Below are 14,576 nucleotides of genomic sequence, written 5' to 3'. Positions count from 1 at the left end.
CGCGAAAAAAGCGCAGGCAGGGTGGCTCGCGACCGGGGTCGGGCCGCAGAATGTGCGGGCGAATCGTGGGGTGGACACCGGCTGTCACCATGAGAACACGATCATGGGACGGGGGACGGTCTGAGCATGGGCGGTTTTGTCGACGCTGCGCTGAGTTTTCCGACCGTTCTCTTCACTCCCTTGCTGGTTGTGGTCGTCGGCTTCTGGCTTGTCGTCATCGTGGGCGGCGCGGACCCGGACGCGGGTTCCGAGGCCAGTGACGGCGGCCCGCTCGACTTCGCGGGCCTGGGCGGGGTGCCCGCACCGATCTCGTTCTCCCTGCTGATCGCCTTCGCCTGGTTCGCCAGCCTGGCCGGTGGCGAGTTCCACGGCCCGATCCCCCTCTGGGCCGTCCTGATCGCCGCGCTCGCCGTGGCCTGGATCCTCACCCGCATTCTGGTGATCCCGCTGCGCAAGATGCTCCCGGACGGCCCGGACGCCTCCCGCGCCGACTTCGTGGGGCTCACCTGCATCATCCGCACCGGACGGGTGACCGACACGTTCGGTCAGGCCGAGGTGCACGCGCCTGACGGTTCGTCGGCGGTCGTCCAGGTGCGCCAGGCCGGCACCGACGATCTGCGCGCCGGGTCCGAGGCGCTTCTCTACGACTTCGACCCGGACGGCGAGTTCTTCTGGGTCGTTCCCACCGATATCGCAACAAGGGGTCATTGATGGACGTTGTCTCCACCGGGTTCGGCATCCTCATCGCCGTCGTCCTGCTCGTGGCCATCGGTGTGCTGTTCTTCATCAGCCGCATGTTCCGCAAGGTCGAGCAGGGCAAGGCCCTCATCGTGTCGAAGGTGCGCCGCGTCGACGTCACGTTCACCGGCGCCGTGGTGCTGCCCGTGCTGCACAAGGCCGAGATCATGGACATCTCGGTCAAGACGATCGAGATCACCCGGACCGGGCGTGAGGGCCTGATCTGCAAGGACAACATCCGGGCGGACATCCGGATCACGTTCTTCGTGCGGGTCAACAAGACCACCGAGGACGTCATCAAGGTGGCCCAGGCCATCGGCACCGACCGGGCCAGCAGCGAGCAGACGCTGCAGGAGCTGTTCAACGCGAAGTTCTCCGAGGCCCTCAAGACGGTCGGCAAGCAGCTCGACTTCGTCGACCTCTACACCCGGCGCAACGACTTCCGCGACCAGATCATCGAGGTGATCGGCACCGACCTCAACGGCTACAGCCTGGAGGACGCGGCGATCGACTTCCTCGAGCAGACGCCGCTGGGCTCGATGGACCCCAAGAACATCCTGGACGCGCAGGGCATCCGCAAGATCACCGAGCTGACCGCGATCGAGGCCGTGCGCACGAACGACTTCCGGCGCAACGAGGAGAAGGAGATCACCCGCCAGAACGTGGACGCGCGGGAGGCCATCCTCGAGCTGGAGCGCCGGCAGACCGACGCCGAGATCAAGCAGCGCCGCGAGATCGAGACCATGCGGGCCCGCGAGGAGGCCGAGATCGCCCTGGCCCACGCCGAGGAGCGGCTGCGCGCCGAGGGCGCCCGGCTCAAGACCGACCAGCAGCTCGGCGTGCAGGAGGAGAACAAGCGCCGCGAGATCGCGGTGGCCGAGAAGAACCGTGAGCGGGTCATCGCGATCGAGACCGAGCGCATCGAGAAGGACCGGATGCTCGAGGTGATCGGCCGCGACCGCGAGACCGAGCTGTCCACGATCTCGAAGGACAAGGAGGTCGAGGCGGAGAAGCGGCTCATGGCCGAGGTGATCCGGGAGCGGATCGCGGTCGAGAAGACGGTCGCCGAGCAGGAGGAGAACATCAAGCGCCTGCGTACGGTCGAGGAGGCCGAGCGCACCCGTCAGGCGGTCGTCATCCAGGCCGAGGCCGAGGCGCAGGAGGCCCTGGTCAAGGACATCAAGGCGGCCGAGGCGGCCGAGGCCGCGGCCAAGTTCAAGGCCCGCGAGGAAGTGCTGCTGGCCGAGGCGCGGCAGCAGGCGGCCGAGCTCGACGCCCGGTCGAAGATCCGGCTGGCCGAGGGCACCCAGGCCGAGGCGGCCGCGTCCGGCCTGGCCGACGTGCTGGTGCGCGAGCGCAGCGCCGACGCGATCGAGAAGACGGGCCGCGCCGAGGCCGCCGTCGAGCGGGAGAAGGCGCTGGTCGCGGCCGAGGCGATCCGCGAGAAGCTGAAGGGCGAGGCCGAGGGTCTGCAGGAGAAGGCGGGCGCGATGGCCGCGCTCGACGACGCCACCCGCGAGCACGAGGAGTACCGCCTGCGGCTGGAGATGGAGAAGGAGATCCGGCTGGCCGGCATCAACGTGCACCGCGAGGTCGCGGAGGCGCAGGCCATGGTGCTCGCGGCCGGGCTGGAGAAGGCCGACATCGACATCGTCGGCGGCGACTCGATGTTCTTCGACAAGCTGATCGGCTCGATCACCCTGGGCAAGAGCGTCGACGGCTTCGTCGAGCACTCGTCGGTGGCGCAGGGCATCGGCCAGCGTTACCTGGACGGCACGGCCAACTTCGCCGACGACCTGGGCCGCGTGGTCGGCTCGGTGTCGACCGGCGACGTGGCCAACGTGACGCTGGCGGCGTTCCTGACCCAGCAGATCAAGAACGGCGGCAAGGACGCCGGCAAGCTGCGTGAGCTGCTGGCCGCCGCGCAGGAGATGGGCATCGCCGACGGGAAGGTACCGGCCACCCGGTGACTGCGGAGACCATTGACGCCGGCACCTACGAGGTGCTGCGCGGCCGGCTCGGTGCGCGTGCGCGCGAACTGGCCGGCCGCGCGGAGACCCTGAACGCCCGCCGGATCGAGACCTTCGGCGGGCAGCAGACCCGGTTGCTGCACACCGACCGGGTGCGCACCGAGAACAACTGCGTGCCGCGGGACATCGCGCAGGTCGGCGGCGTCATGCTGTTCGGCTACAACGTGTTCATCGGGCTCAAGACCGAGACCTCGGTGTCCGACGTCTTCGCGGTGCACCGGTTCAACGGCACGTTCGAAGCGGCCACGCTGCCGGGGCTGCTCGACGACCCGAAGTTCGAGCGGGACTTCGCCGAGCTCTACCGCTACTACAAGCAGACCAAGCTGCTGCAGCTGCGCCGCGTCGAGAATCTGCTGCTGGCCGTCTTCCAGACCGGGGCCCGCGGCGACGACCTCAAGGTGCTGCGCTGGCAGGTCGGCACCGACGGCACGGTCTCCTACCAGGACAACCGCGGCGAGCGCGACCACGTGTTCCCGCCGCAGCACGACTTCGAGTGGACCGTCACCGGCCGCGAGCAGCACGTGCTGGGCCGGCACCCGCACGTGTCGATCGAGGACGAGGTGTTCGTCGAGGCGGTCGGGGGCAGCCTGACCGTCAAGGTGGAGAACAACACCGAGGACGGCGAGGGCATCTTCTCCGAGCCGGTCGACGAGCCGCTGCAGAGCCTGGCCGACGCCGAGATCTCGTACGCCCGGGTCGGGCCGCTGATTCTGCTGCGTGTCCTGCCGTACCAGGAAACGGTCTATCGCTTCTTGGTCTTCAACACCCGCACCAAGGACGTGCGCCGCCTCGACGGCATCGGGCAGGCCTGCCGCCGGCTGCCGGACGACCAGGGCGTGATCTTCCCCGGCGGCTATTACCTGGCCACCGGGGTCGCCAAGACGTTCGACGCGGACACCACCGACCTCGAGTACGAGCGGGCGATCCACTCGGTCAACGGCGAGGACGTGCTGTACGTCTTCCACGCCCGTGCCGCCGGCCGCTACCTGCTGCTGCCGTACAACGTGATCCGCAAGGAGGTCGCCACCCCGATCGTCGGCCACGGCTACTCGCTGTTCGACGACGGCACCCTGGTGGTCTTCCGCACGACCACCGACGAGCCGGCCCGCGTGCACCCGATGCAGGTGTGGCAGACCCCGTACGAGTCCGACACGCACGCCGCGTCCCGACCGGCCGGCGACGGCCCGCTGGACCGGATCGGTAACGCGGACCTCGTACGGGGAATTGCCGACGCGCTCGCCGTGGACCGCATGGTCGAGGAGATGAGCCCGTCGGGGCCGGTCTTCGAGGCGATCATCGCGGCCTGCGCCCGGGTCGCCGACAGCTATCACTGGCTCGACGACCCCGAGCTGGAGAACCTGGGCGAGCCGCTGTCCGAGGTGCGGGCCACGGCCGAGCAGGTGCTCGACGAGTTCGAGTCGGTGCAGGTGCTGACCGCGCAGGCGGCCGGCGCGGTGACGGCGGCCGAGAGCAACGCGGCCTCGCTGATCGGCAAGGCCCGCGCCGAGAATCCGACCACCACCGGCGGCTGGGTGGCCCAGCTCGGCGGCCTGCGCCAGGAGCAGGGCCGGCTGGCCGGGCTGCGCGAGATGCGCTACGCCGACCCGGCCCGGATCGACGCCGTGGACGCGAGCCTGGCCACCGCCGTCGACGAGACCGCCCGGCGCGCGGTCGAGCATCTGCAGCGGCCGGACGCGTTCGCCGACTACGAGTCCACGGTGGAGGACCTGGTCGCCTCGGCCGCCGGGATCGCCACCACTGCCGAGGCCGAGCCGGTCACGGCCCGCATCGCCGAGCAGTTCGACGGCTTGCAAGCGGTCACCGAGGTCGTGGGCGGTCTCGACATCGCCGACGCCACCGTACGGGTGGGGATCCTGGAACGCCTCGGCACGGTGATGGGCGGGCTGAACCGGGCCCGGGCCACCGTCGAGGGCCGCCGCCGCGAGCTGGCCGCGCTCGAGGGCCGGGCCGAGTTCGCGGCCGAGTTCGCCCTGTTCGGGCAGGCGGTCAGCGGCGCGCTGGCGGCCGCCGACACGCCGGAGCGCTGCGACGAGCACCTGACCCGGCTGATGGCGCAGATCGAGACGCTGGAGACCCGGTTCGGCGAGTTCGCCGACTTCGCCGAGCAGCTCGGGGCCAAGCGCACCGAGGTCTACGAGGCGATCTCGGGTCGCCGCCAGGCCCTGCTGGACGAGCAGGCCCGCCGGGCCGACCGGCTCGCCGACTCGGCCCGCCGCATCCTCGACACCGTGCGCCGCCGCACCGGCACGCTCACCGACGCCGACCAGGTCAACACGTATTTCGCCACCGACCCGATGGTGGCCAAGCTGCGCTCGCTCACGGGTGACCTGCGCGAGCTGGGCGACAGCGTCCGCGCCGAGGAGCTGGACGGCCAGCTCAAGGCCGCGCGGCAGGACGCCGGGCGCTCGCTGCGGGACCGGCAGGACCTCTACGACGACGGCGGCCGCACGATCCGGCTGGGCCGGCACGCGTTCGCCGTCAACACCAGCGCGATCGACCTCACCCTGGTGCCGCACGACAACGAGCTGGCCTTCGCGATCACCGGCACCGACTATCGGGGGCCGATCCGCGACGACGCGTTCCTGGCCACCAAGCCGTTCTGGAACCAGCCCCTGGTCTCCGAGGACGAGCAGGTCTACCGGGGCGAGCACCTGGCCGCGGCGATCTTCGCCGACCATCCGACGGCCCTCGCCGACGACACACTGCGCGACCTCGTACGCCGGGGGGCCGAGGCCCGGTACGACGAAGGCTACGAGCGGGGCGTGCACGACGCCGACGCCACGCTGATCCTGGGCGCCCTGATCCGGTTGCACGCCGGGGCCGGGCTGCTGCGCTACGAGCCCCGCGTACGGGCCGCGGCGCAGCTCTTCTGGGCCTTCGACACCACCCCGGAACAGCGCGAGTCGTGGACACTGCGTGCGGCGTCGCTGGCCCGCGCCCGGGAGATGTTCGGCTCGGCCGGCGCGGCCTGGGACGAGCTCTGCGCCGAACTCGGGCCGGGCGGCGAATACCTGGCCGAGGAGCTGGCCGCCGCGCCGGACGGGTTCGCGACCAGCGCCGGGGCCCGTACGCTGCTCGACCGGTTCCACCGTGAGCTGGGTGGCGCACAGTCCCCGGGCGGGCGGCAGTACGCGGCCGACTTGCGGGCCCTCGACAGCGACGTGGACGCGCGTAAGCAGCTTGTGCAAGCCTGGCTGACCGCGTTCCAGGCCGCCAAACCGGATTCGGGCGACATGGCGGATTTGGTGGAGGCGGTGGCCATCGAGGTGGCCCGGGACCTCCCCCGCTACGACGTGTCGGCGTCGCTCAGCGAGACCGTGACCGGGCTGCTCGGTGTGCATCCGCGCATCGACGGGGGCGCGTTGACCGTACGGCTGGATGATCTTTTGACTCGGACCCGGCAGCTCCGTGAACAAAGGATGCCGGCCTATCGCGCGTATCAGAAGCAGCGGGCCGCCCTGGCCGCCGCCGAACGCGACCGGTTGCGGCTCGACGAGTTCAAGCCACGGGTGATGACCGCGTTCGTCCGCAACCGCCTGCTCGACGAGGTGTATCTGCCGCTCATCGGCGACAACCTGGCCCGGCAGCTGGGCGCGACCGGCGACGGCAAGCGCACCGACCAGTCCGGCCTGCTGCTGCTGATCTCACCGCCCGGCTACGGCAAGACCACGCTGATGGAGTACGTGGCGGACCGGCTCGGCCTGATCTTCGTGAAGGTCAACGGGCCCGCGCTGGGGCACGGCGTGACGTCGCTCGACCCGGCCGACGCGCCCGACGCCACCGCCCGGCAGGAGGTCGAGAAGATCTCGTTCGCCCTCCAGATGGGCAACAACGTGCTGCTCTACCTGGACGACATCCAGCACACCAACCCGGAGCTGCTGCAGAAGTTCATCTCGCTGACCGACGCCCAGCGCCGGATGGAGGGCGTCTGGGACGGCCGGACCCGCACGTACGACCTGCGGGGCAAGCGGTTCGCGGTGTGCATGGCCGGCAACCCGTACACGGAGACCGGCCGCCGCTTCCGGGTGCCGGACATGCTGGCCAACCGGGCCGACGTGTGGAACCTGGGCGACGTGCTGGCCGGCCGGGAGGACCTGTTCGAGCTGTCCTACCTGGAGAACGCGCTCACCTCGAACACGACCCTGGCCCCGCTGGCCGCGCGCGACCGGGCCGACCTGCCGCTGCTGCTGCGCCTGGCCGACGGCGACGACTCCGTACGGGCTGACAGGTTGTCCTATCCGTATTCGGCGGCCGAGCTGGAGCAGGTGCTGTCGGTGCTGCGCAAGATGAAGCGGGCGCAACGGGTGGTGCTGCGCAACAACCAGGCGTACATCGCCTCGGCGGCCCAGTCGGACGCGGCCCGGGTCGAGCCGCCGTTCCGCCTGCAGGGCTCCTATCGCAACATGAACAAGCTGGCCGAGCGCATCGTCCCGGCGATGAACGACGCCGAGCTCGAGACGGTGATCGACGACCACTACCTGGGCGAGGCCCAGACCCTGGCCGCCGGCGCCGAGGCGAACCTGCTCAAGCTGGCCGCGCTGCGCGACCGGCTGACCCCCGCGCAGGAATCGCGGTGGGAGGAGGTCAAGGCCGCGTACCGCCGCGAGCAGGCCCTGGGCGGCGCCGACGACGACCCGATGGTGCGAGCGGTCGGCGCGGTCGGGCTGCTGGCGGACCGCGTACGGGAGATCGAGTCGGCGATCCGCGAGGTCAACGGCCCTCGATGACCCGTTTGAGCGCGCCGGGCTGACCACTGTCGGCCCGGCGGATCGCGGCCCGCAGCAGACCGGCGAACGGGCGCATGACCCCGGTGACCCGGCAGTCGGCGGTCACCGTGAGGTGCGTCCGGCCGCCGTCGGGCTCGCACGTGTAGGTGTAGGCGGCGGTCACCCCGCCCTGGGCCGAGTGCACGACCACCGTACGGCCGGGTTCGACCACCTCGACCCGGCCCGTACGGTCCCGGCCGCGGGCGCGGAAGGTCAGCTCGGACCCGGACACCCGGACGCTGTCCACATCGGGTATCCAGGCCCAGTCGGTCAGCCGGGCCCACACCTCGGCGGCGGGGCGGTCGATGGTCGCGGCGGCGGTGAAAGCAGTGGTCACGGCTTTATCCTCACGACCGCGTCTTGGACGTTTTTCACATCTCCGGGGTGAACCCGGGCGCCGCCTGGTCGGGCGTGAACGCGGCGCGCTGGGCCCTGACGTAGGCCGAGGGCGTCACCCCCGTGTGCCGCCGGAAGTCGCGAATGAAGTGACTCTGGTCGAACCACCCGTACGCGGTGGCCAGCCCCGGCCAATCCACCGGCGCGTAGACGTCGATCGCCGCCAGCAACGCCCGCAGCCGCAGAATCCGGGACAACACCCGCGGCCCGAGCCCGACGATCTCGGTGAACTCCCGGTCGAGATGCCCGTGCGAGATGTCCAGGGAGGCCGCGAGCTCGGCGATCGGTCGCAACGGGTCGGCCTCGAGCGTGTGCACGGCCCGCTCACATCGCAGCAGGGCCGGGCTCGGCGGCTCGGGCGACAACGCCTTCTCGACCCCGTCGAGCGAGCCCTCACGCCGCAGCCCGGCCGCCGCGGGCCACGCCGTCATGAGATCAACGACCTTCCCCCGTACGAGGGCAGGCCGCAGGCCGAAAAGCGCCCGGCACCCCACCGGAACTCCATCGTTATCGCAGGTCATTCAGGTCGCCGAGCGGGAGTGCGATCCACCCCTCGACGCGGGCGGCTTCCTGCTGGGCCGGCGCCGGGGCCACGTACTTGCCCAGGGCGGCGGCACGGGCGGCCAGGGCGGCGATCACCGCGTCGAACGCGTCATGGCTGGTGCGGCAGAGTTCCCCGTACGGCCCAAGGTCGAGCCACGGCGCAGCGGCCAGCAACTCGTCGAGCAGCGCGTCATGCCCCGACACCTTGTAGCCGCGGTGAGTCAGGCCCCAGCGGCGCAGGCTCGCGGCCGGGTAGACCTCGACCACCACGTCATTACCGCTGCGGTCGTCGATGCCTAGGTGGGCCAGCAGGTTGGCGCCGCGGAACGCCACGTAGGCGATCCGGTCGGCCGACACGCTGAGCGGGTTGATGCCGGTCTCGGCCCGGACGACCTGGTCGGTGACCCGGTAGGCCAACGTACGCCGCCACGCCGCATCGGCCGCCACCGGTTTCCGCGGCCCGGCGACATACTCGACGAAGGCGGACGGCCACCCGAGTGGACAATCGACACCCGCCTTGTCGACCGCCCGGATCGCCTCCAGCAGCTCACCGTCCGACACCCCGAGCCGCAGATCCCGTACGGTGGACACCCCGCCCGACCATTCGACGCGCGCCATCGCGGTCCGCTCGTCGGCCGAGGCCAGGTCAACTCCGAGGGTCAGCACGGCTCAGTGTCGCAGGCATCGAATGAAGCCGGTGAGCCTGTTCGCGCTCGTGGATTTATACCCCCATCTGTTCTGCCAGCTCCGCGATGGGTGCCGGCGGCGTACCCCGCGTGCGTCGCAGGACGTCGGACAGGACCTCATGGGCCAGCGGACGGCACCGAATCTCCGACGGCGCGAGCCGGTCACCTTCCAGCAGCATTTCGCCGGCCTTCTCGCTGTCCCCCATCTGCATATAGCCGCGGGCGATGGTCAGGTAGTGGCGGGCGCGCTCATCAGACGGCAAGGCCGCGAAGCCCGCCTGGTCGAGCCGTTCGTGATACTCCACCGCGTTACCTCCGTCACCAAGCTCGACCGCCGTACTCGCCCGGTGCAACTGCACGTTCGTGGGACCGAAGCCGGCCCAGTAGTGGTTCTGGTCGCCGCCTAGCTCTCGAGTGGCCTCCTCGGCTCCGGCGATCAAGTCTCGGACGGTGGTGCTCTCGCCGATCCGAGCCGCCGCGATTGCGCCGTTGACCAGCAGCATCCCGTAGATACTGAGTCGTTCCCGGCGGCGGTTCTGATTCCCTGAGGCCAGCCTGTTTGCCGTGTCGACGTTGACATTAAGGGCGGGGTGCGCTCGACCGAGTGCGAGCAGAGCGTCCCCGACTCGATAACTGGCGAGCCCGGCCAGGAGCTGATCGTCGGCCCGCTGCGAGACGGCGATCGAGCGGTCGGCGGCCAGCCACGACAACTCGTGCTCGCCCGCCTTGCGCAGGACCGACGAGGTGATCTGGTAGACCTGGCCCAGCAGGTGGGCGGCCTCCTTGGCCTTGGCGCCGGATGCGTACGCGCTGTCTGCCGCCTGAGCATCACGCATCAAGGTCGGCAGCGTGCGGGCGAGCATCCGGTACTTCGCGTGCTGGTAGGTCAGCCAGGCGTGACTGACCGCCTTGCGAAGCTCTGGCAACGGCGGCGAGTGCGAAGGCCTCTCGAAGAACGCACTCATCTGGTCATAACGCTCCAGAGCTTCGCGAATCTCCTCCAACGCGATGTCATCGATGCCGCTCTGCGCCTCAGGTCGCCGCTCTACGTCCTTGCCGAGCAGCAGTTGGACGTCGACCTGGAGCACATCGGCGATGTCGTAGACGACGGAGAGCTTGTCGATTCGGCGGACCCCTCGCTCCACTTTGTCGACCCAGCTCTTGGACTTCCCCAGCCGGTCTGCAAAGACCTGTTGGGACATTTTTCGCCGACCGCGCCAATACGCGACACGGCGACCAATTGCCATGTCATCGGCCAGGTCGGGGGAGCGCATGGACCGTGTCGTTGCGACGGCGACACTCGTGGTGAGAGGACTTCGTCTGCGGCGGGTCGGCGAGGCGAGATGGATTGTGTCCAAGGCGGGCTGCGGGACGCCGAGATGCGGGTCGGTCAAGAGGGCGGCCAGCTCCGCGGATGGAGGTGGCGACGGATTCGGTCTTTCCTGTGATGAGTGTATGTACCAAGCCACAAGCCACTGGAAGTGATCTTCGCGGTTGAACAGAATGAGGCGGCGCAGCAGCGCGCTGAGCAATGGACGGTCGGCGGGGGCCGGCGCCGGTCCGGCCGTTGCGCCAAGAGTCGTCACTGAAGCCGTTTCCTGAGCGCCGCCTGGTGCAAGAGCCTCCCGGAGATGACTCCACGAGCAGGTCAGATTGACCTCGGCCGCAATGCCGGAAGCGGTTATCGACACAAGGCGGCCATTGCGGCGCCGGAACGCGATGGCGTCGACTGCGTGCCGTGTGGCGGGAACATCCTGGCCTGCCATCAGCGACTTGGCGAACTCTGACTCCGCGCCGGCGGGGACGAGGAGGGCCAGACCTGTGACAGACGGCTGCACCGCCCGAACGCCGAAGATCGTCGTAGCAGCCATCGCGACGGGATGTCGAGCCCAGCTCTGCAGCATGCGCTGCAGGAGGACCGCCTCGATCCGCTGCTGTTCGCTATCGGTCGCGTCGGGAATCAGGCGCTGGCCGTTCTCAAGCAGCCCGATCGCCGCCAATGCCTGCTGGTACGACTCACCGGTGAACATGCGCCGCCGACGGATGGGCCGGTTCACCGCTGCCGCATCCCACCAGTCGCATCGACCACGTTGTGGCTCCACAGTCGCAGCTCGCGCAGCAGTTTCAGGCCGAACTCACCGTGCGTGGAAGGACGCACTACCGCCATCATCCACAGCGGGGTTGTGGAGCACACAATGATCAGAATGGGGATGTGCGCGATCGCCACGATCAGTGGGCGGAACACCGCACTGGACAGCGTGACCAGGCCGAACGAGGGCATGAGCATCTCCGCTCCGCTTTACCCGGCCAGCGGCTTTTGAGATCTGCCAGATGTCGACCATCAGTACGAACCGGCGCTGCGGAGAGCTGTCAACAGTTCGGCCGCCATAGAAACTAGATCCGGGAGTTCCCGACGGCCAGGCCGCCGCAACAGCCATGCGAACAGACTAACGGCGTCGTCAAGCCGCGCGGTGATCGACGCCACCGCAGAGAAGTCGCTCTATGAGCGGGGCTCGGCGTACTCCCGGCGCAAGAAGAAAGGCCGTACAGCGAGAAGCTGTACGGCCTTTTGTGGTGCTTTGGTGCGCCGCGTAGGACTTGAACCTACAACCCGCGGATTAAGAGTCCGCTGCTCTGCCAGTTGAGCTAGCGGCGCTCGTCGGCAACGAAGAAAACGTTAGCACGGCCCTGCATGATCTTGGAAATCGGCCCCCTCCACCCGTACGGAGGACTCGATCTCTTGCATCCATGAGGCAGGATGTCCCCGCGAACTTCAGAAGGGGAAGGTCCAGCATGCGACGCACGCTCGTGGCAGTCATGGCGATGGCGGTGATCACGCCGGTCGCGCTCGCCGCGTGCGGCAAGGACGACAAGCAGGACTCGGCGTGGGTCGGTTCGCCGACGGCGTCGGCCGGTGCCCCCGCGAAGGACGCCGAGCCGGTCACCGAGTCGGCCACGGTGCCGGTCAGCCTGGCGCTGACCCCGGCCACCGGCAAGACTGGCGTGCCGCTGAGCACCGAGATCGGCGTCAAGCTGGCCGGCGGCAAGGTCACCGGCGTCACGCTCAAGGACGCCAAGGGCACGGCCGTCCCGGGCAAGCTGCGTGACGACGGCACGTCCTGGATTCCGGGGCGGACCCTGAGCCCCAACCAGAAGTACGCCGCCACGGTCGTCGCCACCACCGACGACGGGCAGACGACGACGCAGACCACGAGTTTCACGACCATGGGCAAGCCCGGCAAGAAGACCGGCACCGGCCTCTACTTGTTCGATGACCGGACGTACGGCGTGGCCATGCCGGTCGTCGTCGAGTTCAGCCCGGGCGTCAAGAAGGCCGACCGCGCCGCCGTGCAGCGTCGCCTGTTCGTCAGCACCACCCCGGCCCAGCCCGGCGTCTGGTCGTGGACGTCGAGCGGCACCCAGGCCTACTACCGGGGCCCGGAGTTCTGGAAGCCGGGCACCACGATCGCGGTCCGGTCCGCGGTCGGTGGCCTGCCGACCGGTGGCGGGCGTTACGGCGATCGGGACCGCTCGGCCACCGTCAAGATCGGCCGCTCCTTCGAGATGAAGGTCGACAACGCCTCGAAGAAGATGACCGTCGTGCAGGACGGCAAGACGGTCAAGACCATGCCGGTGAGCCTGGGCAAGAAGAGCACCCCCTCCTCCAGCGGCGTGATGGTCGTCATGGAGAAGAAGGAGGCGACCGTCTTCGACACCACGGACACCGACGGCGCCGACGGCTACGTCACCGACATCGAGTTCGCGCAGCGGCTCACCTGGAGCGGGCAATACATCCACTCGGCCCCGTGGTCGGTGGGCTCGCAGGGCCGCACCAACGTGTCCCACGGCTGCGTGAACGTGTCACCCGGCAACGCGCGCTGGCTGTTCGACAAGACCCTGATCGGTGACCCGGTCACCGTGAAGGGCACGGGGGACAAGCTGGAGTACGGAAACGGCTGGACCCCGTGGGATCTGAGCTGGGCCGAATACATCAAGGGCAGTGCCCTCCCGGTGCCCGCGGCACTGAAGTGACAATTGCTGCAAAACGGACCAAAGTGAACTATCTGAAAAGTGCGCGGCACGATTTCGGGATTGGTGACCGGGGAAGATAAAGGCAGTATTGGGCGCCGGGACGATCCGACGCCGTGAGGGGACCATGAAGACCTGGGGATTCAAGACCGCGGTGGTGGTTGCCACGGCGAGCCTGCTGCTCACGTCGGCATGCGGCGACGGTGACAAGAAGTCGTCCTCGTGGGAGGGCGGCGGCGCCTCGCCGGGCAGCAGCGCCGGGGCCACGCCCGAGAAGACGGAGGCCCTGCCGAGCACCGTCGCCGTGACCGAGCCGGCCGCCGACGCGAAGAACGTCGTCGCGATCAGCCCGATCAAGTTCACGAGCGAGGACCCGGAGAGCACCGAGGTCAAGGTCACCGACGCCAAGGGCGCGGAGATCGAGGGCACCCTCGACAAGGACGCCAAGACGTTCACCCCGGCCAAGACCCTGGCGTACGGCACGAAATACACCGTGACCGTCACCGGGCCGCAGGCCGAGGGCAAGAACAACACGGTCACCAGCTCGTTCACCACGATGGCCAAGCCGTCCAAGGAGATCCGGGTCACCAGCTTCATGGGCGACGGCCAGACCGTCGGCGTGGGCATGCCGCTGATCATCCGGTTCGGCCGGGCGATCCCCGAGAGCTACCGCGACGACGTCGAGCGCCGGATGAACGTCACCGCGACCCCGGCCCAGGAGGGCACCTGGCACTGGACCAGCCCGACCGAGGTGCACTACCGGCCCAAGGTCTACTGGAAGTCGCAGTCCAAGGTCTTCTACAAGGTGGCGCTCAAGGGCGTTCCGCTGGGCAACGGCTACTACGGCCGCTCCGACCTCACCGTCGACCTCAAGGTCGGCCGCTCGTTCGTCATGACGGTCTCCAACAAGACCAAGCAGATGACGGTCAAGCAGGACGGCAAGGTCATCAAGACCATCCCGGTCAGCCTGGGCAAGAAGAGCACCCCGTCCTCGAGCGGCACGATGGTCGTGATCGAGAAGAAGAAGCACACGATCTTCGACACGACCGACGAGCTGCCGGCCGGCGAGGGTTACAAGACCCCGATCGACTTCGCCCAGCGGATCACCTGGAGCGGCCAGTTCATCCACGCCGCGCCGTGGTCCGAGGGCAAGCAGGGCAAGGTCAACGTCTCGCACGGCTGCGTCAACGTCTCGGAGAAGATGGGCGCCTGGCTCTTCGACCGCACGATGATGGGTGACCCGATCACCGTCACCGGCACCGAGGAGAAGCTGAAGAACGGCAACGGCTGGACGGACTGGAACATGAGCTGGGAGGAGTACAAGAAGGGGTCCTACCTCTGAGTGCTCCTCGAGTGACGAAGCCCGG

General features: G+C 69.0%; 10 protein-coding genes and 1 tRNA gene. 5 read left to right on the top strand and 6 right to left on the bottom strand.

What is annotated here, in order from left to right; all coding sequences use genetic code 11:
- The first annotated feature begins 189 nt into the window (after window positions 1-189).
- Genes JKJ07_RS39825 through JKJ07_RS39815 form a run of 3 tightly spaced genes read left to right on the top strand, consistent with a single transcriptional unit; the run spans window position 190 to window position 7,516 of the window.
- Window positions 190-711, top strand: a complete 522-nt coding sequence (locus JKJ07_RS39825; protein ID WP_307834662.1) for a hypothetical protein — start codon at window positions 190-192, stop codon at window positions 709-711.
- Entirely contained in the window at window positions 711-2,708 is a 1,998-nt protein-coding gene (locus JKJ07_RS39820; protein ID WP_202997188.1) for an SPFH domain-containing protein, read from the top strand. The genes JKJ07_RS39825 and JKJ07_RS39820 overlap by 1 nt, the downstream gene beginning before the upstream one ends.
- Complete coding sequence (locus JKJ07_RS39815; RefSeq protein ID WP_202997187.1) at window positions 2,705-7,516, top strand: DNA repair ATPase; 4,812 nt, start codon at window positions 2,705-2,707, stop codon at window positions 7,514-7,516. The genes JKJ07_RS39820 and JKJ07_RS39815 overlap by 4 nt, the downstream gene beginning before the upstream one ends.
- On the opposite strand, the gene JKJ07_RS39810 is transcribed toward JKJ07_RS39815, so the two are convergent.
- The 6 genes from JKJ07_RS39810 to JKJ07_RS39785 all read right to left on the bottom strand — a co-directional run bounded on the left by JKJ07_RS39810 (window position 7,500) and on the right by JKJ07_RS39785 (window position 11,836).
- Complete coding sequence (locus JKJ07_RS39810; protein WP_202997186.1) at window positions 7,500-7,892, bottom strand: SRPBCC family protein; 393 nt, start codon at window positions 7,890-7,892, stop codon at window positions 7,500-7,502. The genes JKJ07_RS39815 and JKJ07_RS39810 overlap by 17 nt on opposite strands.
- A 34-nt stretch (window positions 7,893-7,926) precedes the next feature.
- Window positions 7,927-8,382: a helix-turn-helix domain-containing protein gene (locus tag JKJ07_RS39805; protein ID WP_202997185.1), complete on the bottom strand. Its 456-nt coding sequence runs from the start codon at window positions 8,380-8,382 to the stop codon at window positions 7,927-7,929.
- 76 nt (window positions 8,383-8,458) lie between these two features.
- Entirely contained in the window at window positions 8,459-9,160 is a 702-nt protein-coding gene (locus JKJ07_RS39800; RefSeq protein ID WP_202997184.1) for a DUF429 domain-containing protein, read from the bottom strand.
- Between the two features lie 55 nt (window positions 9,161-9,215).
- Window positions 9,216-10,454: a helix-turn-helix domain-containing protein gene (locus JKJ07_RS39795; protein ID WP_202997353.1), complete on the bottom strand. Its 1,239-nt coding sequence runs from the start codon at window positions 10,452-10,454 to the stop codon at window positions 9,216-9,218.
- Between the two features lie 779 nt (window positions 10,455-11,233).
- Complete coding sequence (locus tag JKJ07_RS39790) at window positions 11,234-11,461, bottom strand: hypothetical protein (RefSeq protein ID WP_202997183.1); 228 nt, start codon at window positions 11,459-11,461, stop codon at window positions 11,234-11,236.
- Window positions 11,462-11,760: 299 nt separating this feature from the next.
- Window positions 11,761-11,836 (bottom strand) — tRNA-Lys (locus JKJ07_RS39785).
- Window positions 11,837-11,973: 137 nt separating this feature from the next.
- Between JKJ07_RS39785 and JKJ07_RS39780 the strand changes: the two genes are divergently transcribed.
- Both JKJ07_RS39780 and JKJ07_RS39775 read left to right on the top strand, forming a co-directional pair.
- Window positions 11,974-13,212: a L,D-transpeptidase gene (locus JKJ07_RS39780; protein ID WP_202997182.1), complete on the top strand. Its 1,239-nt coding sequence runs from the start codon at window positions 11,974-11,976 to the stop codon at window positions 13,210-13,212.
- Between the two features lie 124 nt (window positions 13,213-13,336).
- Window positions 13,337-14,551, top strand: a complete 1,215-nt coding sequence (locus JKJ07_RS39775; RefSeq protein ID WP_202997181.1) for a L,D-transpeptidase — start codon at window positions 13,337-13,339, stop codon at window positions 14,549-14,551.
- Window positions 14,552-14,576: the final 25 nt, after the last annotated feature.

The sequence above is a fragment of the Paractinoplanes lichenicola genome (assembly GCF_016785085.1).
Lineage (GTDB): Bacteria > Actinomycetota > Actinomycetes > Mycobacteriales > Micromonosporaceae > Actinoplanes > Actinoplanes lichenicola.
This window is presented reverse-complemented; position numbering and strand designations above follow the sequence as displayed.

Bases quoted from the DNA above. Each gene is read 5' to 3' on its own strand.
- JKJ07_RS39805 (WP_202997185.1), bottom strand. From the start codon at position 8,382: ATGACGGCGTGGCCCGCGGCGGCCGGGCTGCGGCGTGAGGGCTCGCTC.
- JKJ07_RS39775 (WP_202997181.1), top strand. From the start codon at position 13,337: ATGAAGACCTGGGGATTCAAGACCGCGGTGGTGGTTGCCACGGCGAGC.
- JKJ07_RS39780 (WP_202997182.1), top strand. From the start codon at position 11,974: ATGCGACGCACGCTCGTGGCAGTCATGGCGATGGCGGTGATCACGCCG.
- JKJ07_RS39790 (WP_202997183.1), bottom strand. From the start codon at position 11,461: ATGCCCTCGTTCGGCCTGGTCACGCTGTCCAGTGCGGTGTTCCGCCCA.
- JKJ07_RS39820 (WP_202997188.1), top strand. From the start codon at position 711: ATGGACGTTGTCTCCACCGGGTTCGGCATCCTCATCGCCGTCGTCCTG.
- JKJ07_RS39795 (WP_202997353.1), bottom strand. From the start codon at position 10,454: ATGCGCTCCCCCGACCTGGCCGATGACATGGCAATTGGTCGCCGTGTC.